This is a genomic window from Sphingomonas sp. Root710 (assembly GCF_001429065.1).
In the GTDB taxonomy this organism is placed as follows: Bacteria; Pseudomonadota; Alphaproteobacteria; order Sphingomonadales; family Sphingomonadaceae; genus Rhizorhabdus.
In genome coordinates, this window is sequence record NZ_LMIB01000001.1 from 108767 (window position 1) to 130964 (window position 22198).

Annotated in this window: 20 protein-coding genes; 11 read left to right on the forward strand and 9 right to left on the reverse strand. The window is 61.5% G+C overall.

The window, feature by feature from the left end; genetic code table 11:
• The 5 genes from ASE00_RS00500 to ASE00_RS00520 form a co-directional block, all read right to left on the reverse strand.
• The gene (locus tag ASE00_RS00500; protein WP_056376857.1) at positions 1-1236 is read right to left on the reverse strand and encodes a CaiB/BaiF CoA transferase family protein; all 1236 of its coding nucleotides are present in this window, start codon (positions 1234-1236) and stop codon (positions 1-3) included.
• Positions 1237-1292: 56 nt separating this feature from the next.
• Positions 1293-2222, reverse strand: a complete 930-nt coding sequence (locus ASE00_RS00505; protein WP_056376859.1) for a cupin domain-containing protein — start codon at positions 2220-2222, stop codon at positions 1293-1295.
• A gap of 65 nt (positions 2223-2287) precedes the next feature.
• Positions 2288-2782, reverse strand: a complete 495-nt coding sequence (locus ASE00_RS00510) for a hypothetical protein (protein WP_056376861.1) — start codon at positions 2780-2782, stop codon at positions 2288-2290.
• A gap of 3 nt (positions 2783-2785) precedes the next feature.
• A complete protein-coding gene (locus tag ASE00_RS00515) occupies positions 2786-4402 on the reverse strand; it encodes a GMC family oxidoreductase (RefSeq protein WP_056376862.1) in 1617 nt (538 codons plus the stop codon).
• 84 nt (positions 4403-4486) lie between these two features.
• A complete protein-coding gene (locus ASE00_RS00520; protein WP_200957859.1) occupies positions 4487-5269 on the reverse strand; it encodes an aspartate dehydrogenase in 783 nt (260 codons plus the stop codon).
• A gap of 250 nt (positions 5270-5519) precedes the next feature.
• On the opposite strand from ASE00_RS00520, the gene ASE00_RS00525 reads away from it, so the two are divergent.
• The 4 genes from ASE00_RS00525 (at position 5520) to ASE00_RS00540 (ending at position 11392) form a co-directional block, all read left to right on the forward strand.
• Complete coding sequence (locus ASE00_RS00525) at positions 5520-7031, forward strand: aldehyde dehydrogenase family protein (RefSeq protein ID WP_056376867.1); 1512 nt, start codon at positions 5520-5522, stop codon at positions 7029-7031.
• A gap of 59 nt (positions 7032-7090) precedes the next feature.
• Positions 7091-9460: a TonB-dependent receptor gene (locus ASE00_RS00530; RefSeq protein WP_082594362.1), complete on the forward strand. Its 2370-nt coding sequence runs from the start codon at positions 7091-7093 to the stop codon at positions 9458-9460.
• 448 nt (positions 9461-9908) lie between these two features.
• Positions 9909-10550, forward strand: a complete 642-nt coding sequence (locus ASE00_RS00535) for a TetR/AcrR family transcriptional regulator (protein ID WP_056376871.1) — start codon at positions 9909-9911, stop codon at positions 10548-10550.
• Positions 10551-10579: 29 nt separating this feature from the next.
• The gene (locus ASE00_RS00540; RefSeq protein WP_056376873.1) at positions 10580-11392 is read left to right on the forward strand and encodes an SIR2 family protein; all 813 of its coding nucleotides are present in this window, start codon (positions 10580-10582) and stop codon (positions 11390-11392) included.
• Positions 11393-11477: 85 nt separating this feature from the next.
• On the opposite strand, the gene ASE00_RS00545 is transcribed toward ASE00_RS00540, so the two are convergent.
• From ASE00_RS00545 to ligK, 4 genes are all read right to left on the reverse strand, one after another.
• Positions 11478-12614 carry an aromatic ring-hydroxylating oxygenase subunit alpha gene (locus ASE00_RS00545; protein ID WP_056376874.1) on the reverse strand — a complete coding sequence of 379 codons (1137 nt, stop codon included), beginning with the start codon at positions 12612-12614 and terminating at the stop codon, positions 11478-11480.
• Positions 12615-12768: 154 nt separating this feature from the next.
• Positions 12769-13659 (reverse strand): amidohydrolase family protein, encoded by an 891-nt coding sequence (locus tag ASE00_RS00550; RefSeq protein ID WP_056376876.1) that lies wholly within the window; start codon positions 13657-13659, stop codon positions 12769-12771.
• Entirely contained in the window at positions 13656-14690 is a 1035-nt protein-coding gene (locus tag ASE00_RS00555; protein WP_056376879.1) for a 4-oxalomesaconate tautomerase, read from the reverse strand. The genes ASE00_RS00550 and ASE00_RS00555 overlap by 4 nt, the downstream gene beginning before the upstream one ends.
• Positions 14691-14763: 73 nt before the next feature.
• Positions 14764-15435 (reverse strand): 4-carboxy-4-hydroxy-2-oxoadipate aldolase/oxaloacetate decarboxylase, encoded by a 672-nt coding sequence (ligK, locus tag ASE00_RS00560; protein WP_056376881.1) that lies wholly within the window; start codon positions 15433-15435, stop codon positions 14764-14766.
• A gap of 37 nt (positions 15436-15472) precedes the next feature.
• Between ligK and ASE00_RS00565 the strand changes: the two genes are divergently transcribed.
• Genes ASE00_RS00565 through pobA form a run of 7 tightly spaced genes read left to right on the forward strand, consistent with a single transcriptional unit; the run spans position 15473 to position 22055 of the window.
• Positions 15473-16738 carry a LysR family transcriptional regulator gene (locus ASE00_RS00565; RefSeq protein ID WP_235538480.1) on the forward strand — a complete coding sequence of 422 codons (1266 nt, stop codon included), beginning with the start codon at positions 15473-15475 and terminating at the stop codon, positions 16736-16738.
• A gap of 54 nt (positions 16739-16792) precedes the next feature.
• Positions 16793-17656 carry an NAD(P)-dependent oxidoreductase gene (locus tag ASE00_RS00570; protein ID WP_056379141.1) on the forward strand — a complete coding sequence of 288 codons (864 nt, stop codon included), beginning with the start codon at positions 16793-16795 and terminating at the stop codon, positions 17654-17656.
• A complete protein-coding gene (locus ASE00_RS00575; RefSeq protein ID WP_056376883.1) occupies positions 17653-18678 on the forward strand; it encodes an amidohydrolase family protein in 1026 nt (341 codons plus the stop codon). Before ASE00_RS00570 ends, ASE00_RS00575 begins: the two co-directional genes overlap by 4 nt.
• Positions 18675-19085, forward strand: a complete 411-nt coding sequence (ligA, locus tag ASE00_RS00580) for a protocatechuate 4,5-dioxygenase subunit alpha (RefSeq protein WP_056376885.1) — start codon at positions 18675-18677, stop codon at positions 19083-19085. Before ASE00_RS00575 ends, ligA begins: the two co-directional genes overlap by 4 nt.
• On the forward strand, positions 19085-19951 hold the full coding sequence (locus ASE00_RS00585) for a class III extradiol dioxygenase subunit beta (protein ID WP_056376887.1): 867 nt from the start codon (positions 19085-19087) through the stop codon (positions 19949-19951). The genes ligA and ASE00_RS00585 overlap by 1 nt, the downstream gene beginning before the upstream one ends.
• Positions 19948-20889 (forward strand): Gfo/Idh/MocA family oxidoreductase, encoded by a 942-nt coding sequence (locus ASE00_RS00590; protein WP_056376888.1) that lies wholly within the window; start codon positions 19948-19950, stop codon positions 20887-20889. Before ASE00_RS00585 ends, ASE00_RS00590 begins: the two co-directional genes overlap by 4 nt.
• Entirely contained in the window at positions 20886-22055 is a 1170-nt protein-coding gene (pobA, locus tag ASE00_RS00595; RefSeq protein ID WP_056376890.1) for a 4-hydroxybenzoate 3-monooxygenase, read from the forward strand. Before ASE00_RS00590 ends, pobA begins: the two co-directional genes overlap by 4 nt.
• The last annotated feature ends 143 nt before the right edge of the window (positions 22056-22198 follow it).

Sequence of the window (22198 nt, forward strand, 5' to 3'; positions counted from 1 at the left end):
TCAGGCCGTCGCCACCGAAGCCGGCGACGGTGTTCCTTGGGCGTTTCGGCTGTCACCGGCCACGACCCTTTCCCGCGCAAGCTCGGCAATCCGCTCGGCTGAATAGCCATATTCAGCCAGCACCTCTTCCGTATGCTGTCCAAGCAGGGGCGGCGGAACGAGTGCGATTTGGCGCACGGCCGTGGTCTTGATGGCGTTGCCGATGGTGCGGATGGTGCCATGTGTCGGATGATTGAGTTCGATCAGGCTGCCATTGGCCTCGACCTGCGGATGCTCGAGGGCTTCTCCGAGGCTCAGCACGGTGCTGGAAAGAATGCCGGCCGCCTCCAGGCGCCGCTCGCATTCGGCCGAGCTAAACTTCAAAAAGCCTTCGCCCAGTTTTGTCCGGTACAGTGCCCGGTTGGCCATTTGCTTTTCGAGGCTGCTGAGTTCCGGATCTTGGGTGACATCCGGAATCTCCAACGCGTGGCAGATGTCGGACACAGGATTCGGGCGGAGCACTGCAAGCACGGCGATATGGCCGTCCCGGGTCTCGAAGACATCCATCGGATCCTGCCGCAACGGGTTGAAATCGTTGCCCGACAACAGCTTTTGCGTGACCTCTTGCTGCTGCATGACCAAATAGACATCCAGCAGGTTGATCTCGATCTTCTGACCGAGGCCGGTGCGCTCGCGATGGAACAGCGCTAGTCCCACGGCCTGTGAAAGGATCATCCCGGCGGAGAAGTCCGCGCCTGACACAGGGACCAGTTGAGGCTTGCCACTAGGGTCCCGGTTGCCGTCGGCGATGCCGGAAAGCGCCTGTACGACGAAGTCCATGCCACCCTTCTTGCGCAGCGGCCCGGTGGTGCCAAATCCGGATCCCTCGACGTAGATGACGTCCGGGTTGATCGACTTGATCGCTTCATAGTCCAGCCCGAGCCGTTCGATGACGCCCGGCCGGAAATTGTGGACGAAAACATCACAATCCTTGGCGATAGTGCGAACGACCTCAACCCCCTCGGGCGACTTTATGTCCAGCGCCAGGCTACGCTTGTTGCGGTTCATCCCCATATAGTTCGCGCTCTCGGCGCCGGGTGCGGCAAAGCGGTCGATCGATCGGCTGATGTCGCCCGAACCGGGCTTCTCGATCTTGATCACATCGGCGCCAAAGTCGCCGAGCACCTGCGTTCCGCAGGGACCGAACATGATCTGCGACAGATCGCAGATCCTAATTCCTTCGAGGGGCAACGACATGAACGACCTTTCGAATATGCGAACTGCACCGCCTGTGGCGGCAGGAACCAGCGCCTTTATTGCAGGCTGGGAATGATGAAGCCGTACTTGTCCACGAGCAGTCGCTCGGTGGTCGGATTGCGCGGAATGTCGGTTGGACGCTCTGCGCCCGGCAATTTTCGCATGCCCGTCTCGCGCAGCGCGCTTTCGACGCTCGGCGGCGTGAAAATGCCGGTGTAGGTCCACGGCTTGCCGCTGTTGTTGACGAAGCGGTGCGTGATGCCGGGCGGGAGGATAAGCAGATCGCCCTCAGCGAAGTCCCGCTCAACGTCACCGACTATGCACAGGCCGCGGCCGCGCGTGCAGACGACAATCTCGGTCGACCGTTGGTGACCATGCTCGCGCACGGCGGCATCGGCATCGAGCGTCTGCGACGAGGCGCTGAAATAATAGGGATCGAGCGTGGAGAATTTGAGGGTGATATAGCCAAGGCTCGGTGCGGCCTGCCAATATTGCTCGCCTTCTTCCTCTGCCTCGACCAGCACCATGCCGTCCTGCGCGGTCTGGGCCGCTTGCGACAACCCCTGGCGGTCCAGCGGAAACAGCGCATCGCGCTCAGCGGCATCCGCCGTCAGCGACACCATCGTCAGCCGCAGCGGGTCGCTGCCGGTCTGAACGATCTCGACGACCGCGCCGCGCTGGCAGAACACAACCGCGCCTTGGGCGATCCCGGTTTCCCGGTTCGCCCAGCGGACCTTTCCAGTCCCTGCGTAGCAGATCAGAACCCGGTCGCCGGTCGCACTTGCGTGTCGCGGGATCGTGCCGCCAACGGGCACGTCGATATCGATGACAGAGAAGGTCGCCTCCTCATCGGCGTAATTTGCGATCCGGGTCCGGATGTCGGCGAAGCCTGCGATCAATTCGGCCTGACCCGTTCCGGCGGGCAAGAGGAACGCTTCGCGTTGGCCTTCGTGAAGTGGCCCTCGCAACATCTTGAGATCTTCCACAGTCGGTTACTCCATCGTCTCGGAGGCAGCGCCATATCCACGGCGTTGCGGCGAATTGGCGGGCATCAGTCGGCAGTCCGGTAAGAAAACCCGCCTGCCATGACGGGATCGAGGATTCCGCTCGAAAGCTCGTCGGCGGCATCGAAAAATCCGGGCGGATTGCGGTGCGGCAGCGGGTAGTTCAGCTGCTCGCGCACTTCTTTTGAATAGAGATATGCACCGGCAACGGTGGTGGACAACGTATAGAAGGCCGGCTCGTTACGGGCGGCGAGCGCTTGCAGTGTTGGCCAGAGATCGCCGCTGGGCACCGGTGCTAGCTCTGCCAAGGTGGCGACCAGTTGGGGAAAGCCCTTATCCAGGATAGCGACGGCCTTCGTCACGAGTGCTTCGAAATCGGGTATTGCGCTACCCGACAGCACACCGTCCCCTGGCGGGATCAGCGCATCTGCGACTCGGCGCAGCGTTTCGACCTCAAGCAGCGTGAGGGGGCGCGGCGGGTATTTGCGGACTTGTGAAACCGACAGACGATCGGTCACCGGGCTGGTCAAGACATCGGCCATCGCTCAGGCTCCTTGCTCCAAAGTCTCGACAAGACGCCGCGCATTGCGCAGCGCCAAGGCTGTGATCGTACTGGTGGGATTGGCAGAACCACCTGTGACGAAGATGCTGCCATCCGAGATCACGAGGTTCGGCACGTCATGCGCGCGGCCATATTCATCGACCACCGAAGTTTGCGGATCGTCGCCCATCCGGGCGGTGCCGAGCAGATGACCTGGCTCGCCCGGGAGATAGGCGATCTCTATCATCTTCTTCGCGCCGCCGGCCCGGTGGATTTCCGCCAGTCGCGCAAGAGTGAACTCGCGGATCCGCAGCGTGTTCTCGCTGAAAGCATAGGTGATCTTCGGCGCAGGGATACCGTCGCTGTCGCACAAGGAAGGATCGAGCGTGACGCGGTTGGTCTCCTCGGGAAGATCGTCGATGTTCGCTGCCCAGAAGATCGAGTTGCGCGCATCGCGGATGACCTGATGGAAACTGTCGCCCCACAGCTGATCGAACGGAAGCAACCGGTGCGGATCGATGCCGGTCATGAGCAAACCCGGTGTCGGGCAGGCATGAAGCTTTGAACCGCGAACGAACCCGCGCGAGAGATCGGTCTCAGCGAACTGCATCGAGCTGATCGCTGAGCCGGCCGGTCCGCGCCAGGACTCGAGATCCTCGTCATAATAGCCCATGACCGCACAATTGGGGTGAAGCATGAGATTCTTGCCCACTAGCCCGGACGAATTTGCGAGACCATCGGGATGGCGCTCGCTCGCCGAGAGCAAAAGCAGCCGCGGCGTGCCGATGCCATTTGCGCAGACCACAACGTGACGCGCTGCGGTGTGGAAACGCTCGCCGCCCTTGATCCACTCGGCTCCGGTCGCGGCACCCGCATCGCTTACAGTGATCCGCGATACCCGCGCGCCGGTGACCAGCTTAGCGCCAGCCTTGATCGCATTGGGCCAATAGGCGAGGTCGAACGAAGCCTTGGCCCCTTCCGGGCAACCCTGCGTACAGGTGCCCCAGCGGGCGCAGGCGGCCAGGTTACCGATCTTCTGACTGGGAATGGCATTGGCGTGCGGCCACCAATGCCAGCCGAGCTTGTTCATCGTTTCTGCAGCCTTCATGCCATATTTGCCCAGCGGCATCGGCGGCAGCGGCGGGGAATAGCCCTCGGGGAAAGCAGGGTCGCCCTCAAGCCCGGACACACCGATGAAATTATCGATCTCGGCATAGAATGGCGCCAGCTGCGAATAGCTGATCGGCCAGTCGTCGGCGACACCGTCGAGCGTGCGTACTCGGAAGTCGGAAGGCGCAAGGCGCGCCCATAAGGCACTGTAATGTAGGGTCGAACCGCCCACCCCGTTGTACATCGAAGGCGGCAGGTCCGTGTCGGACACCTCGAGCGGATAATCCGCCGGATTGCGACGATGATTGGGCTCCGGCGCCCAATGCCCGCGCACGACAAGTTCCCACATGTCGTGGTTCGCGGCATAGTCGGACGGCAGGACATAATCACCTTGCTCGAGGCAAATCACCTTGAGTCCGGCCATTGCAAGCGTATGCGCGGTCACCGCCCCGGAGGGGCCGGCACCGACGATCAGCGCATCATAGACTTCATCCATCTCGTTGGCTGCCATCGTATATCCTCAGTGGTCTTTCGTAAGTCTGATGCCGCGCGAACGATATGGGCAGAGCACGGTCGCCCGGGCTGCCCCCAAGAGCTAAAGTGCCAGTGGCGCAAAGTGCCGTACGATGCTCGCCTCCACGCTCATCGCCGCCAGCAGCGACGTCTTCGGATTATCCGGTAGCGGATTGTTGTGCAGCGCAATTGAGAACTCGCCAAATGCGCCGGTCGCCGTAACATTGTGACTGTTGCAGGTGATCGCCGGATCGGCGGCCAGCACGACCTTCGTCTGGTCGAAGCCCAGACCGGCCAGTGCGACCGCCGCGGTGACATTCGCGTTTTTTGGGAAGCGACGTGCCGCTTCTTCGGCGTTGCCTTCGAAGAACACCGTGCGGCTGGTGATCTGCGGAAGATCGCAAAGCGATTCCGCAGCGGACCCCTGCCATGCCGCGGGTGGCTTGCAGCCGAGATAGACGACCGAGGTAAGCCCGGCGCGCTTGGCCGCACGAAGGGCATCGAGCCCGCCGATCGCACCGGAAGCGACAATCAGGTGGCTGCCGCCGGCAAGCGCCGCCGCTTCCAGTTCATCTATTAGTCCAGCATCCGACAGACTGCCGATCGAGACGATCACGACATCGATACCTGCACGCAGCAGCGGGGGCACGATATCGCGAACGGCGGCATGGCCAGCGCATTCCACGACGAGCGAGGGCCTCCATGCGACAAGGTCGTCAATGTCATGAAAGACCCGAACACTATCGCGACTCGCGGCATCGCAACTAGACAACGTCGGCAGCAGCGCCGCGGCGATTGTGAGCCCGTCGCCCGACTTGGCGAGCGAAGCTCGGAGACTCTGCCCCATCGCGCCATAGCCGATCAACGCGATGCGCTTCCCCTGTTCCAATGGCACCTCCGGCTAAAGCTCGAGCGGCCGACGCCACGGAAAGCGGGTCAGCGCATTCCCAACAAATATACCTGACTCGCAAGTCAGTCAACTGGGGCTATCCCAATATAATAGCCTAGCACGGGGCGTTTTATCCCATTTGCGGGGAATGCTGTTGACTAACACGTAAGTCAGTTTTACGAGTCGCGAGACTGCAAGTTGGCTCCTAAGAAGGGTTTCGAAAGAAATGCCCGAGGTTCGGCGAAACGACCACTTCATCAATGGGCGGGCTTGGAAGTGCGCTTCTGGCGAACGGATTTCGCGTCACTCGCCTGCACATGGCCGGCTGTTGGCCGAGTTTGCCGCCGGCAGTTCCGAAGATGTCGATGCAGCCGTTCAAGCTGCCCGGGCCGCATATGATGCAGGTTGGTACGCGATGCCGGGCGAGCAGCGCGCCAAAATTCTGAACGCCTTTGCAGACTTGCTCGACGCGAACGTAGATCGGCTGGGTGCGATCGAGGCCGAAGAAGTTGGCAAGCCAGTTCGCTTTGCGCGGTTTGAAGTTGGTATGTCAGCTCAGCTGACCCGCTATGCAGCGGCCCTAGCCTGGCAGCTGAGCGGCCAATCGTTCAACAATCTGGGCGAGGACAAATTGGGCCTGGTCACCCGTGAACCATGTGGCGTCGTTGGCCTTATCACGCCCTGGAATTTTCCGCTGCTCACGCTCTTTCAGAAGCTTCCCTACGCGCTGGCCGCCGGCTGCACGGTTGTCCTCAAGCCCTCCGAATTGACCTCGGGTACAGCGCTCGAAGTGGCGCTATTGGCCACGCAGGCCGGGCTGCCTGGCGGCGTGTTCAACGTCGTCACGGGAACCGGGGAAAGCGTCGGGAGCGCGATCGTCTCGCATCCCAATGTCGACATGGTCTCCTTCACGGGATCCACGCGAGTCGGCAAGGCGATCGCCCGCGAAGCGGCTGGCACGGTCAAGCGTGTCGCGCTGGAACTTGGTGGCAAGGCTGCGAACATCGTCTTCGCCGACGCCGATTTCGATGCGGCGATTGATGGCGTGCTGTTCGGCTTCATGCTCAATCAGGGTCAGGAATGCGTTGCGGGCGCGCGATTGCTGATCGAAGCTTCGATCGCGCCTCGGTTCATGGAAGAACTCAAGCAGCGGACAGAGCGGCTGAAAATCGGCCTGCCGCTGGACGAGTCGGCGGACATGAGCAGCCTGATCCACGAAGCGCATCTGAATTCGGTTCTGGGTCATGTGAAAAGCGCTCAGCGCGAAGGCGCGGAAGTTGTCACCGGAGGTGACCGGCTGGGCGATCAATTCGCCGACGGCTTCTTCATGTCGCCGACCATCGTTGCCGGCGTCAGCCCCGATATGCGCTTGTTTCGCGAAGAAGTGTTCGGCCCTGTGCTGAGTGTCACGACGTTTGAGAGCGTCGAAGAGGCGGTCACGCTCGCCAACGACACGGACTACGGCCTCGCGAACGGCATCTGGACCAGGGATGTGAGCAAGGCGTTGGGTGTCGCGCGGCGTCTCCGCAGTGGCACGGTGTTCGTCAACACCTATCTCGAGACCGCGCCGCAATTGCCGTTCGGCGGATATAAGCAGAGCGGCCAAGGCCGGGAAAATGGGCTCGAGGGGCTGCTCGAATTCACTGAGATCAAGTCCACAATCCTCAAGATTGGGCCGCGCGAAGCCATTCTCGGACACACGGCGGCCGATCATCAAGCCGTGCCGGGAACCGTTTAGCCGTCGGCTCTCCCATAGCTTCCGCTCTCAATGTTATGAACAAAGAAGGGGTAATCATAATGGCAAAGTCTTTCTTATATTCGAGTTCCGTCCTCGTCCTGGCCGCCCTGGGGCTACCCGCCCAGGCGATTGCGCAAACCGATCCGTCGTCCGCTGCAATGTCCGCAACGTCTCCTGCCGCTGCAGCAGATGCTTCAACCAGCGCTCAAGCAGACCAAGCCCCTGGCGCTTCGGCAACGCCGCAGGTTTCCGAATCCAACGATATCGTGGTGACCGCGAGCCGTCGTGCACAGAATCTTCAGGACGTGCCGATGAGCATCACCGCGGTCAGCGCGCAAGCGCTCGAAAGCAAGGTTGCGACGACGTTCTTCGATTACGCCGCGAGCATTCCCAATCTCTCGTTCGCCGTCGCCGGCGTCGGACCGAGTTCCGGCCGATCGATCGCGGTGCGCGGCATCTCCGACGTCAACACCACCGGCTTCTACATCGACGATTCACCGCTGTCCGAGTCGCTCGATCCGAAAATTCTGGACATAGAACGTATCGAAGTGCTGCGCGGACCGCAGGGCACGCTATATGGCGCTCGCTCGCTCGGCGGCACCGTGCGCCTGATCACCATTCAGCCGGACGCATCCAAACTATCGGGCCGGATGCATGCCGCGATTTCAACCACGCGCAACACCGATCGTCCGAACTATCAGTTCGATGGCGCGGTGAACCTGCCCATCGTCCAGGACCGGGTCGGCTTGCGCTTGGTCGGCTTGCATCAGCGGGACGCAGGCTATTTCACGCGCACGTTCGACGTGGCGGGAGGCGGCACGCGGTCGCTCCGCAACGTGGGTCAATCGCGCACCGATGGTTTTTCGGCGGCCGCGATCGTCAAGCTCACCGATAACCTGTCGATCACTCCGCGCATCCTTTATCAGAACACCCGGCTGAACGGCTATCAGTTGGCCGATGTCGCAGTGAACAACGCCAGCACCACCCCGAATATACTGGTCGTTCGTTCGCTCGATCAGCGCCGCGGCTCCGACGTTCCTGAACGCACGACCGATCGCTGGTTGCTCGGTACGGTCGATGTGAAGCTGGCGGCCTCATATGGCAGCTTCACTTCGGCGACGACGCTGTTCCGCCGGCGCGCTCGTGATGTCGAGGATCAAACCGATTTCATCGCGTTTGCCTTCGGCCTGCCGCAGGCAATCCCAACTTCGCTCGATGTGCGATCGCCGGTCAATTCCTTCTCGCAGGAGTTTCGTTTCACATCGGCATTCGATGGCCCGGTTCAGATCGTGACTGGCTTGTTCTACAACAATACGCGCTCCAACCAGATGTCGCCGCCTAATATCATACCCGGCATTGACGCGGCCACTGGGGGCGCGCTGGGCACCGACTTCATCTATGCGAAGGACTGGCCGACCCGCCAGAAGGATTACGCCGCCTATGGCGAGGTGAATTGGGAACTCATCCCTTCCCTGACCGCGATCGCCGGCGCACGCGTGTTCAAGACGGAAACCACCTCCTCAATCACGGGCCGCGGAATTGTATATGGTGGGTTCGACCAGCGCACCGCGCAGACGTTGAAAGAGAGCGGCGTCACGCCGAAGTTTTCGCTCCAGTATGAGTTCTCGCGCGGCAACCAGATCTACGCCACGGCAGCAAAGGGCTTTCGCCCGGGTGGCCCCAATCAGCTGTTTCCGGAAATTTTCGGTTGCACCTCCGACCTCGCCGCCTTGGGCTTGACGCCCGATCAGGCCGCCTTCTTCAAGTCGGACAATGTGTGGAGCTACGAAGTCGGCGCCAAAGCGACATTGTTCGATCGCCGCCTCCGGGCATCCGTCGCCGGTTTTCGCATCGACTGGAACAACATCCAGCAAAAGGTGCAGCTGCCATGCGGGTTTGACTTCAAAAACAACTCTGGCACTGCACGCAGTCAGGGCATTGAGCTGGAAATCAGTGCAAACCCGTTCGATGGCCTCTCACTTTCTGCGGGTGGCGGCTATGTGGATGCTAAGTTCACCGGCCTCACTGGTGGCTCGAAGTTCAAGCCCGGCGATCGGATCCCACAGGTGCCCAAGTGGAACTTCAATTTCAACGCCGACTATCGTATGGATCTGAGCGATACGCTTCAGGGCTTCGTCCATGCCGACTATGCCTATGTCGGCAGCAGCGACAGTTCCATCAACGCAAACGTCAATCCGGCGACGGGGCGCCTCGTTCCGCGCGTCCGCCCTGCCTATGAAATCATCAATGCGCGAGTCGGCGTTTTGATTGACGAGCGTTACGAACTGGCAGTCTTTGCCAAGAACCTGACCGATGAACGCGCTAGCCTGAGCGATATCACCGCAGCGGCTGTAGAAGCGCCTGGGCGCACGCGGGTGACGATCAACCAGCCGCGGACGTTGGGCGCAGAGCTAAGGTATTCCTTCTAGGATCGTTCGCGAAGCGAGGACCGGGACGATGGTTGCTCGGCAAGATCAGCCGGTAAGCCCATTCGGCCTGTGTCCTCGCTATGCGGCGGATTTCACCTGCATCATGTCGCTGACGCTGCGTCGAAGCGTTTGTAGCGGAGTCAGGCTTGAAAACCGATCTCCAAGGCACGTGCGTCTATCGACTGGGATCTCAGCACGCTGACCAGCCAACGCTACCGGATAATCGCTACACCCTTGCGAGACGATCGAGCTGCCCGACATCGAACGGGGCAGCCGCAGTTGGGAGGCTGTCAACGTCATTCGTTCTTCAAGAAGTTCGCTGGTGAGGCGGTGCGTCCTTGGCAGTCCGGCTCATTTAGCGTAGCCGGCGCTATGCAGCTCGAGCAACCGTAAGATCGCGAGCGGTGACATATGCCAGCCCGAGCGAGCGGCTTAGCCGGAGTAAGCAGTGAGAGACCAGATCAAGGCCGCGGCCACCGAACTTATAACACGACGCGGCTACCATGCTGTCACTTTCCGGGAAATCGCCGAAGCGGTCCACACGACCCGGGCGAACATGCACTATCATTTCGGTAGTAAGGATCAGCTGATCGAAGAGGTCGTGGAAGACTACGCTGCCGAAACCGTAGCCTTCTACCGCTCGACCTTCACCGCCAGCCAGCTGACGCTTCATGAGAAGATGGCGCGGATCAAGGACTTTCTGCAAGCACGCTACGAGCGGTTCAATCCCGATGGTTTGACGTCGGATCCCTGGAGCCTGGCATCGCGATTGCGCTCCGATTGGGAAGCGCTTTCGCCAAAAATGAAGGCAACATTGAGGAACTTTACGGCCGAGAACGAGACCTGCATCCGCATCGGCGTCGCGCTGGCGGTGGCTTCGGGTGAATTGCGCAGTGACACCCCGCAGGAGCAGGTGTCCCTGCTTCTGGGCATCAACATACTTTATGCGCAAAACGTGACACGCGATACGCAATCTTTTGAGGGGGTTACTCAGCTGTGGGAGGCCACATTCTCGGCCATACAAACGGCCTATGGCGCCGTGACGTCGGAGCGTCCAGGTTTAGAGAGGGCGATTGGCCAAGATCATTGAGCCAACTCAAACCATGCGGGAACCAAGACGTGAACTCTTTATCTAAACTTGCAGCAGCGGTTCGCGCCAAACGAGCTATCCTGTTCGTCGGCGCCGGCCTGTCCATGAGCGTCGGGCTGCCTTCCTGGTCGCAGTTGATCGAGCATATGCGTCGCGACCTTGGCCTCTCCGAGGAAGTGGGAAAATGGACTTATCAGACGCTGGCGGAATATTACCGGCTCAAGCATGGTAGCATCGGGCCTCTTCGCAGTTGGATGGACCGGAACTGGAGTGTAGCGGCCGAGCGAATCCGTGAGTCGAAGATACATGAACTGATTGTCGAACTCGATTTTCCGATCATCTACACAACGAACTACGATAATAATCTTGAGCTCGCTTATAAGTTTCATGGCAAGCCCTATGTAAAGGTCGCCAACACGAGCGATGTGGTCAATGCCGATGCCGATCTTCCCCAAATCGTGAAATTTCACGGGGATTTCGACGACGACGAGTCGCTTGTCATCGCAGAAACCGACTATTTCAAACGGTTGGCGTTCCAGTCGCCGCTCGACATCAAGTTCAAAGCCGATGCGCTTGGCCGCACTCTTCTATTCGTCGGCTACAGCATGTCGGATCTCAATATCCGTATGACGCTGTTCCAGCTCTGGCAGACATGGCGGGATTCGGGTCGTGAACGCGATCGCCCTGCTTCTTTCGTGTTCACGGCCAAGGCTGACCCTGTCCAGGACACCGTGCTGGAGAATTGGGGCATAACCGTGCTTCACCAGGACGAGGCAGACCCGGCACGGTCCCTAACCACATTCTTGTGCAATTTGCTGACCGAGGTGCGCGATAATAGCTGAAAGGCGCCCTTATCAAAGCTTACTATCCGGAAGCACGCTCGCAGGAAATGTGCCAACTTCAGCAGATTGACACCATTTCTGCACGTCACTCCATAAGCTTGGCGTAGTTCTGCGCAAAATCCCGTATGCCCGGCTCTACCTTCGCAGCGATCGGTCCCGGCAGATAGTGGCGTGAGCGGATGCCCGACTGTGTCATTTCACACAGTGCCGCATCTTCTGTCTGGGTGATATGGCCAACGGCGACGAGTTTTGCGAGATCATAGTCCTCGCCTTCCACGGCATCCTTCCGGACGAACCACGAATAGACCAACTCCGTCGTCTGGGCCGAAATGGGTCGGATCGAAATAGCCCAGTAATGGTCAACGTAGAATGCGATATAGGCCGGGTTGGGCACCATGTTGATGCCACCGGCGATCCCATGATCCTCTGCGGTACACGTTCCCAGCAGCTTTTCAGTTATCAGGCTGCCGTCGGTAGAACATGTCGGTAGTCCAGGCTTCAGCCGCTGGGGCACGCCCAAGTCGCTGGCCACGGCGTCATCCCCCATCCACTCGCCCATATCTGCCTGGAGAGCAGCAACGTCGATAACGCTAGAAAGCGCGCGATGCGTGCCCCGGCAATGGTAGCACTCCACCCCGTTCTCGACGACGACCTTCCAGTTCGCAGCGATATGAAATGTCTCTTCATGGACCAGCTTTGTGGCAGCGGGATCGAATTTCGCGCCGACGCCGTCATAGATCTTCATTCGCTGGTCCAACGGCTCTACCGGTCCCTCGGCCAGATGGATGAACAGCATGCCGTTCCACACATCTGCATGGACTGTCCGAAGGCCGAAGTCCTTGTAATCGAAATACTCACCATCCTTCATCTGGGGCGCGTTCTTGAGCGAGCCATCCAAATTGAAATGCCATTGGTGATAAGGGCACACGAACCCCCCGCGCGCATTCCCGGTATCCGTAGAGCAAAGCCGAGCGCCACGATGCCGGCAGACGTTCAAGTTCGCATAGAATTGCTCGTCGTCACCGCGGACGCAGATGATCTCTTCGCCGGCGTAGCGAAACTTCAGGAATGAGCCCTTGACGGGGAACTGCGACACATGGCCGACATAGATCCAATCCGTCGAGAAAATGCGCTCATACTCTCGCCCAAAAATTTCCTCCGAGAGGTAGAATTCTCGCGGCTTAAGTAGGAAAAGATCATCACGTTGTAGTGCGACGCTCACGACTTCCTCCAGATGCTGTTATTCACACGCCCCAGAGGCGCAAGACGACCTCATGGGACTGACTTGCATGTCAGTCAACAGATATTGACCTTGATACGTTGAGGTCATCGACGCACCATGCCTGCAGCCTGCGGGCATTCGGCCAGTTCAGAGGTCATTCCTGATCCGGCCAGTAAAGCCGGATTGGATTGTCGATGAGCAGCTTGCGTTGAAGCTCCTCGGTCACAGCAATTTCGGGTATGACATCGACGAGCAGGCCGTCGTCGGGCAAAACCGCCTCCATGTTCGGATGGGGCCAGTCGGTCCCCCACAGCACATGATCGGGATAGGCCTCGACAAGGGGCCGCACCGAGCGGACGAAATCGCGATAGGGCGGACCGGCGGGGTCGAGGCGATCGGGGCAGGTGACCTTGGTCCAGATGTCGTCCCGGCTGTCGAGAAGCGCGCGGAATGCCTTCATGTCCGCGCCGTCCGGCCCCTGTCTCACGTCGGGGCGGCCCATATGATCGATGACGATCGGCGTCGGGATCGCCGCAAGGAAGGGGCGCATCTCGTCGAGGATGTCGGCCTCGAAATAGACCACGACATGCCAGCCGAGCCGCTGGATGCGATGGGCGACATCGATGAACCTGTCCTTAGGCGCATCGTCCACCAGCCGCTTGAGGAAATTGAAGCGCACCCCGCGGATCCCGCCCTCATGAAGGGCGTCGAGTTCTGCGTCGCCGATCGCCGGATCCACTACCGCGACGCCCCGGGCCCTGCCGTCGGACACTGCGATGGCATTCAGGGTGGCGCGATTATCGGTGCCGTGGCAGCTCGCCTGGACGATGACGTTGCGGGCGAAGCCCAGCCGATCGCGGAGTGCGAACAAAGCGTCAGGTCCGGCATCCTGCGGCAGATATTTGGCCTTCGGACTGAACGAAAAATCGGCCTGTGGGCCGAAGACGTGGCAATGGGCGTCCACCGCGCCGGGCGGCGGCACGAAGCGGGGCCGCGAGGGCGACAGCGTCCAGGACCGGATGCGGCCCTCATTGTCGATGCTCATGCGAAGACCTCTCCGTCCATTAGCTTGCGCGCGGTGCGAAGCATGCCTGCCTCGACCGGCTGTCCGTCGTCACCGATGGTCACGACGCATTCGGTGACGCCGGTCGGATGCTCGACGCCGAGTGTGAGCATCCGACCGTCCGGCACCTGCGCCATGGCGGCGGCCGGCGAGCCGGGCACGAGACATGCAGTGGCAACGCTCACCGCGCCCAGAACGCCGATCGAGGCATGAACGCGATGCGGAATGAGCGAGCGCACGCTGATCGCACCACCCTCGCGCGGGGGCGCCACCAGCATCATTTTGGGGACGGACTTCTCGCTCACGTCACCCAGGTTCATCAGCGGGCCGGCCTTGAGGCGTATGGCCTCCACCCGCGCTTTCATGGCGGTGTCGGCGTCCAATGTCTCCCGATCTTCGTACCCCGCAACGCCCATGTCGCCAGCCGCCAGCACCACACAGGGCATGCCATTGTCGATCAGCGTGCAGGCGATGCCATCGATCTCGTCGACGCCATTCCCCGTCGGCAGCAGCGCGCCGCAGGACGAACCGGCCGTATCTCGGAACGCCAGCGGGATCGGCGCGGCGGTTCCCGGCACGCCGCTGATGGCAGCGTCGCCATTGTAGCGGACCCTGCCGCCGGGTGTCTGCACCGTCGCGACGGCAACCTGGCCGCTATTCTCCATGAAGATCGCGACGCGCGTTTCCTGGCCGGTCGCGGCGACCAGCCCGCGTTCGATGGCGAATGGGCCGACGCCGGCAAGCATGTTTCCGCAATTCTGGCTGTCGGCGACAATCGCCCGATCAACGAACACCTGAAGAAACAGATAATCGACGTCTACGCCTTTGCGATCCGAACGGCGCACCACCGCGACCTTGGACGTCAGCGGATCGGCGCCCCCCATCCCGTCGATCTGGCGCGGGTCGGGCGAGCCCATCATCCGCAGCAAAAAGGCGTCGCGCGCCGCACTGTCCGGCGGCAGATCGTCGGCGAGAAAGAAGGCGCCCTTCGACGTTCCGCCCCGCATCCACATGCAGCGGATTCCGTATTGGCCGCCTCTTCCCGACGCAAAACCGGTCCCTATTTTTGCTGAAGGGCCGGGGCCGTCAGACATATTTGAGACCCATTGCGGCGAGACGGCCGCGCATGTCGTAGATGTCGAGGCCCAGTTCGCCGGCCGCCAGGCGCTGGCGCTTTGCTTCCTCCGCTGCTTCGCGCGTTTTCGCCTTCTCCAGAACGCTCGCGGCCTCTGCACGCTTCACCACGCAGACGCCGTCATCGTCCGCGACGATCACGTCGCCCGGTTCGACTGCCGCTCCGGCGCAGACGATCGGCACGTTCACGGATCCCAGGGTCGCCTTGACCGTGCCTTGCGCGAAGATCGCCTTCGACCAGACCGGAAAACCCATGGCGGTCAGGTCGCGGACATCGCGCACGCCCGCATCGATCACCAGCCCCCGGCACCCGCGCGCCATCGCGCTGGTCGCCAGCAGGTCGCCGAAATAGCCGTCGACACAGGGGGACGTGGGAGCGAGTACGATTATATCCCCCGCCTTCAGCTGCTCGATCGCGACATGGATCATCCAGTTGTCGCCGGGCGGCGCGGAGATGGTGACCGCTGATCCCGCGACGCGCGCACCCGGATAGATCGGCCGCATCATATGACCGAGGAGGCCGGTTCGGCCCTGTGCCTCATGGACGGTGGCGACGCCGGCATGAGCGAGACCATCGATAATCGCAGCCTCCGCGCGTTCAATATTCTGCACAACCACGCCCATGGTAGATCTCCTCTTGGTCGCGCCGTGCGCCCAACGCTTGCCGCTGCGCCAGTCCAACTTGTGGACGGGTAATAAGTTTTTGTTATATATCGCTGTGCTCAGGCCATTTGACATCAATTTGCGCCATCTGCGCGCCCTCAGCGACATAGTGGCGCAGCGGAGCCTCAGTCGCGCAGCCGAGACGGCCGGTCTTTCGCAATCCGCTCTGACCCAGGGTCTCCGAAAGATCGAAAGGAAGCTCGGCGTACTCCTCTTCGAGCGCCATCCGGATGGTGTGGCGCCGACCGCGGCGGGCATGGCGCTGGTGGATCGCGCGGAGCGAGCCTTCGCCCAACTCGCCGCCGCGACGCGTCGCTTCTCATTTGGCGGACGGCGCGGATCTACCAGCCTTGAACGCCTTATGACAGCCACACAGCTGGAGGCCTTCCTGCATTTCGCCGATGCCCAGGGCTTCGCGGGCGCCGCAGCCGTCAGCGGCCTTTCCCAACCGGCCATCCATCGCGCGGTCCGGGAGCTTGAGCAGGTCTGTTCGGTCCGGCTGGCCGAGCGACGCGGGCGTGGCATGGCGCTGACGGCTGCCGGGCATATCATGGCCCGGGGGGTGCGCCTCGCTGCCGCGGAAATCGCGGCGGGTATCAGCGAGGTAAGGGGCGGGCCGGACGAAGGCGCACGCATCGCGGTCGGCGCGATGCCGCTCAGCCGGGCGCTGGTCCTGCCGAGGGCTCTGGCGCACTTTGTGCGCGGCTCGCCGGGAAGCATCGTCGACATCGTCGAAGGCTCCTGGCGGGAGCTTGTCGATCCGCTGCTTGATGGCGTCATCGACATGATGGTCGGCGCACTTCGCAACGAAGCGCCTGCCGGCGTTGATCAGATACCCCTCTTCACTGACCGGCTCGCCATTTTCGGCCGCAAGGATCATCCGCTCGCCAGCGGACCGGTCACGCTGGAGGATCTGCGGGCGCAATCCTGGATCGTCGGTCCGCGCGGGACGCCGCTGCGCGCCCATTGGGAAGCGTTGTTCGAGGGCGCCCCGCTGCCGGCCGTCCCGGTCGAATGCGGCTCGGTCATGGTGATCCGGGGCCTGCTCATGCAGAGCGATCTGCTGACCCTGCTGTCGCCCGATCAGATCGCACTGGAGGTCGAAAGTTCGATGCTGGTGCCGATCGGTGCCAGCCTGCCCGAGCGGGTGCGCACGATCGGGCTCAGCATTCGCAGCGACTGGCGGCCGACACCAGCCCAGCAGCGGCTTATCGACCTGCTTCACCTGGCGTCGAAAGAGACGAGACTTCAGGAAAACCGATAGGGGGGCGCTGAATTGGATTGGCTGGTGGGCGGGTGTTTGCCCTACGCCGACAGCATGAACCATGTCGTTACCCATATCGGCTTTGGAGAAGCCGGCCGCGCCTTCGCCCAGGCGGGAGCGCGCGCCTTCGACCGCAAGGTCCGTGAGGCGGCGTTCCGGGAAGAGATGTTGGCCGCTTATACTGCGGCGCGGGTCGAAGGCGTCGAGAGCGCAGCGGCGGCTCTTGAAGGGGCCGTCGCGGTCCTTTCGCTTGTCACCGCCGATCAGGCGCTGGCTGCCGCACGGGATTATGCGCCGCACCTCGAGCCCGATGCCCTGTGGTTCGACATGAACAGCGTTGCGCCGGACACCAAGCGCTCGGCGGCGGAGGCAGTCCATGCTGCCGGCGCACGCTATGTCGATGTTGCGGTGATGGCACCTGTTCACCCGGCCCGTTTCGATGTTCCCCTGCTTGTCAGCGGCCCTCATGCGGATGCGGGATTAGCGCAGCTCGCGGCAGTGGGTTTCATGCATGTCCGCAAGATCGATGGCGGCATCGGCGCGGCGTCAGCGGTCAAGATGATCCGGTCGGTCATGGTCAAGGGAATCGAGGCGCTGACAGCGGAATGCGTGATCGCCGCAGAGGCGGCAGGCGTCCGCCTCGAAGTGCTCGCCTCACTTGACGCCAGCGAGAGAGCGGGCAGCTGGACCGAACGCGCCGACTATAATCTGGATCGGATGCTGGTCCACGGTCTGCGCCGCGCGGCCGAGATGGAGGAGGTCGTTAAGACACTCGACGGTCTGGGGACGGGCAGCGGGATGTCGCGCGGCACGGTGGAGCGCCAGCGCGTGCTGGGCGGTCTCGGGGTAGGTGCGCCAGATGGGCTCGACGCCAAACTGGATGTCCTCCTGTCCCGCAAGCAGGAGAGGGCGGCATGAGCCTGATCATCGACTGCCATGGCCACTACACAGTCCTGCCCAAAGGGCATGACGCCTGGCGGGAAGAGCAGAAGGCCGCGTACAAGGCGGGGACGACGCCTCCGCCCTATCCCGATATCAGCGACGACGAAATCCGCGAAACGATCGAGGCCAATCAGCTGCGCCTGATCCGCGAACGCGGCGCAGACATCACCATCTTCTCACCGCGCGCATCCGCCATGGCGCCGCATGTCGGTGATCAGGGCGTCGCGCAGCAGTGGGCGATGCGCTGCAACGACCTGATAGCGCGCGTCGTCGGGCTGTACCCCGAAACCTTCGCCGGCGTCTGCATGCTGCCGCAGAACCCCAAGGCCGATATGTCCGCGTCGATCGCCGAGCTCGACCGCTGCGTGAATGAACTGGGCTTCATCGGCTGTAACCTCAATCCCGATCCGGGTGGTGGGCATTTCCAGCACCCGCCACTCACGGACCGCTACTGGTACCCCTTTTACGAGAAGATGGTCGAGTTGGACGTGCCGGCGATGATCCACGTCTCTGGCAGCTGCAATCCGGCGATGCACGCGACCGGAGGCTATTATATCGCCGCCGACACCATCGCCTTCATGCAACTGCTCGAAGGCGATCTGTTCGCTGACTTCCCGACGCTGCGCTTCATCGTCCCGCACGGCGGCGGCGCCGTGCCCTATCATTGGGGGCGCTATCGCGGGCTGGCGGACATGCTGAAGAAGCCATCGCTCGACAGCCATCTCATGAACAACATCTTCTTCGACACCTGCGTCTATCACCAGGCCGGCATCGATCTTCTGGCCGATGTGATCGCCAATAAAAACATCCTGTTCGGATCGGAAATGGTCGGTGCGGTACGCGGTATCGATCCGACCACCGGGCATTATTTCGACGACACCAAACGCTATGTCGATGCACTCGATATCAGCGAAGCCGACCGCCATGCGATCTTCGAGGGCAACGCCCGCCGCGTGTTCCCGCGACTCGACACGCTGTTGAAAGCGCGCGGACTGTGACGGTGCCCCGCGACATCCACCAATATCTCGCCCAATTCGAGGATATCCCCGGCACCCGCGTGTTCACGGCAAAGCGCGCGCGGCAGGGCTATCATCTCAATCAATTCGCGATGAGCCTGATGAAGCCGGAGAACCGGGAGCGGTGGAAGACTGACGAGAAAGCCTATCTCGACCAGTGGCCTTTGTCCGACGACCAGAAGGCTGCAGTGCTGGCACGTGATTACAACCGGATGCTCGATCTCGGCGGAAACATCTATTTCCTTTCGAAGATTTTCTCGACCGACGGGCTGAGCTTCGTCCAGGCCGTCAGCACGATGAGCGGCATGACTGTCGCCGACTATCGGGCGATGATGAATGCGGGCGGCCGTTCACCCGAAGGGCTGCGTTCCAAGAGAGAGCAACGCTAATGGCTCGCATCACCGCCGGCATCGGCTCAAGCCATGTACCCTTGCTGGGAGTCGCGCACGACCAGGGCAAGGACAGGGACGACTATTTCGGTCCGATCTTCGCCGGTTACGACTGGACACGTAGCTGGCAGCAGACTGCCGCGCCCGACGTCGTGATCCTGGTCTACAACGATCATGCCTCCGCATTCGACATGAAGATCATCCCGACCTTCGCGATCGGCTGCGGTGAGCGATACAAGCCGGCTGATGAGGGGTGGGGCTCGCGCGAGGTGCCTGACGTGATTGGCCATCCCGATCTTGCCTGGCATATTGCGCAAAGCCTGATCCTCGACGAATTCGACATGACGATCATCAACGAGATGGACGTCGATCATGGCCTGACGGTGCCGCTGTCGATGATGTTCGGCCATGTCGAGCAGTGGCCGTGCCGGGTGATTCCGCTGGCGGTCAACGTAGTGACCTATCCGCCCCCCTCGGGCAATCGCTGCTGGGCGCTGGGCAAGGCGATCGCCCGCGCCGTTGCCAGTTTCCCGGAGGACATCAATATCCAAGTGTGGGGCACCGGCGGAATGAGCCACCAGCTCCAAGGCCCTCGCGCCGGGCTGATCAATGCCGCGTGGGACAACAAGTTCCTCGATGGACTGATTGGCGAAAGTGACGACCTGCGCCGTATCCCGCACATCGAATATCTGCGCGAGACCGGGTCCGAAGGGATCGAGATGGTGATGTGGCTGATCATGCGCGGCGCGCTCGGACCAGCCACGCGCCTGCTCCATCGCCATTACCATGTACCGTGCAGCAACACCGCGATCGGGCACATCGTGCTCGAACCCATCCCCCTTCTTCCAGTGGAGCCTAATCCATGAAAATTGCCCTCGCCGGTGGCGGCGCCTTCGGGGAAAAACACCTCGATGCCCTGAAGCAGATTGACGGTGTTGAGATCGCCTCGGTTGTCGGGCGCCGGCTTGAACCGACCCAGGCGCTAGCCACAAAATATGGCGTTGCCCACGCGACGACCGAACTCGCCGAAGCACTTGAGCAGCCAGGTCTGGACGCGGTGATCCTGGCAACCCCGACCCAGCTTCACGCGTCACAGGCTATCCAGTGCATGGAAGCGGGCAAGCATGTCCAGGTCGAAATCCCGCTGTGCGACAGCCTGGCTAATGGTGAGGCCGTGCTAAGGAAACAGCAGGAAACCGGCCTGATTGCAATGGTCGGCCATACCCGCAGATTCAACCCGAGCCATCAATATATCCACAATAAGATCCGTGCGGGCGAGCTGAACATCCAACAGATGGACGTGCAAACCTATTTCTTCCGCCGTAAAAATATGAACGCGAAGGGCGAGCCGCGAAGCTGGACCGATCATCTGCTTTGGCATCACGCGGCGCACACGGTTGACCTGTTCGCCTATCAGGCAGGTCCGATCATGCAGTCCAACATCCTGCAGGGGCCGATCCATCCCGAACTCGGCATCGCGATGGACATGTCGATCCAGCTGAAGGCGGAGAGCGGGGCGATCTGCACGCTGTCACTCAGCTTCAACAATGACGGCCCGCTCGGCACGTTCTTCCGATATATCTGCGACAACGGCACCTGGATCGCGCGCTATGACGATCTCGTCACGGGGAAGGAGGAGCCGATCGACCTGAACGGCGTGGCCATTTCGTCGAATGGCATCGAGCTGCAGGATCGCGAATTCGTGGCTGCCATCCGTGAGGGCCGCGAGCCGAATGCGTCAGTGGCGCAGGTCATGCCCTGCTATCGCGTGCTCAACAGCCTTGAGAGGCAACTCGGATCATGAAGACGCAAGTCGCGATCATCGGCAGTGGTCCCGCCGGACTTCTGCTGGGCCACCTGCTCCGCGCATCAGGTATCGATTGCGTGATCATCGAACGCCAGAGCCGGGATTATGTCGAAAGCCGCATACGCGCCGGGGTGCTGGAGACGGTCACGACCGACCTCCTCCACAAGCTCGGGATTGACGCGGGTCTCAATGCCGCGGGCTTGATGGAGGAGGGCTTCAACCTCGCCACGGGTAATACGCTGATCCGTATCGACATCGCACGGCTCACCGGCAAACATGTCATGGTCTACGGGCAAACGGAGCTTACCCGTGATCTGATCGATGCGGCCCCGGATCGCCAGCTCGAGATCATCTTCGAGGCGAAGGATGTCGAACTCAACGACGTCGAGAGCGAACAGCCTTTCGTTACCTTCACGAAGGACGGCATCGCGCAGCGCATAACCGCCGACTTCATCGCCGGCTGCGATGGCTTTCACGGTCCCTCGCGCCGGGCGATCCCCGCAAAGAAGATTCGCGAATTCGAGCGCGAATATCCCTTCGGCTGGCTGGGCATCCTCGCCGACGTGCCACCCTGCCATCCCGAGCTCATTTATTCGAACGGCCCCCGCGGCTTCGCGCTCGCCTCAATGCGCTCGCCGACCCGCAGCCGCTATTACATCCAGGTGCCGCTGACCGAACGCTTGGAGGACTGGTCCGAAGAGCGCTTGTGGGGCGAACTGGCGGCAAGATTCGACCCGATCTCCAAACATGGCGTCACGCGCGGCTCCGCGCTGGAGATGTCGATCGCGCCACTGCGGTCCTATGTGTTCGAGGCGATGCGCCACGGCCGGTTGTTCCTGGCTGGCGATGCCGCACACATCGTACCACCAACCGGAGCCAAGGGCCTTAACCTTGCTGCATCGGATGTGGCTTACCTATCGGATGCGCTGATAGCCCACTATCGCGACGGTAGCGACGCAGCGCTGGAAGCGTATGCCTGCCGGGCGCTTTCCCGCATCTGGAAGGCCGAAAGGTTCAGCTGGTATCTCACTAAGCTTATGCATCGTTTTCCAGAGGATGGCGATTTCGAACATCGTATGCAGATTTCCGAACTCGACTATGTCGCCTCGTCCGAGGCGATGCAGCGCGTAATCGCCGAGAATTACGTGGGACTTCCACTTTAATTCCGCCAACGCGCCGGATCGGACCCTTCGATATCTCGGCGATCGGCCTTGGCTGCATGGGCTTAAGCCATGCTTATGGTTTCTGACCTCTCCCGAGAAGGGGCGTCTTGTGAACAGGGTGCTCGACCTCGGCGTGACGATGC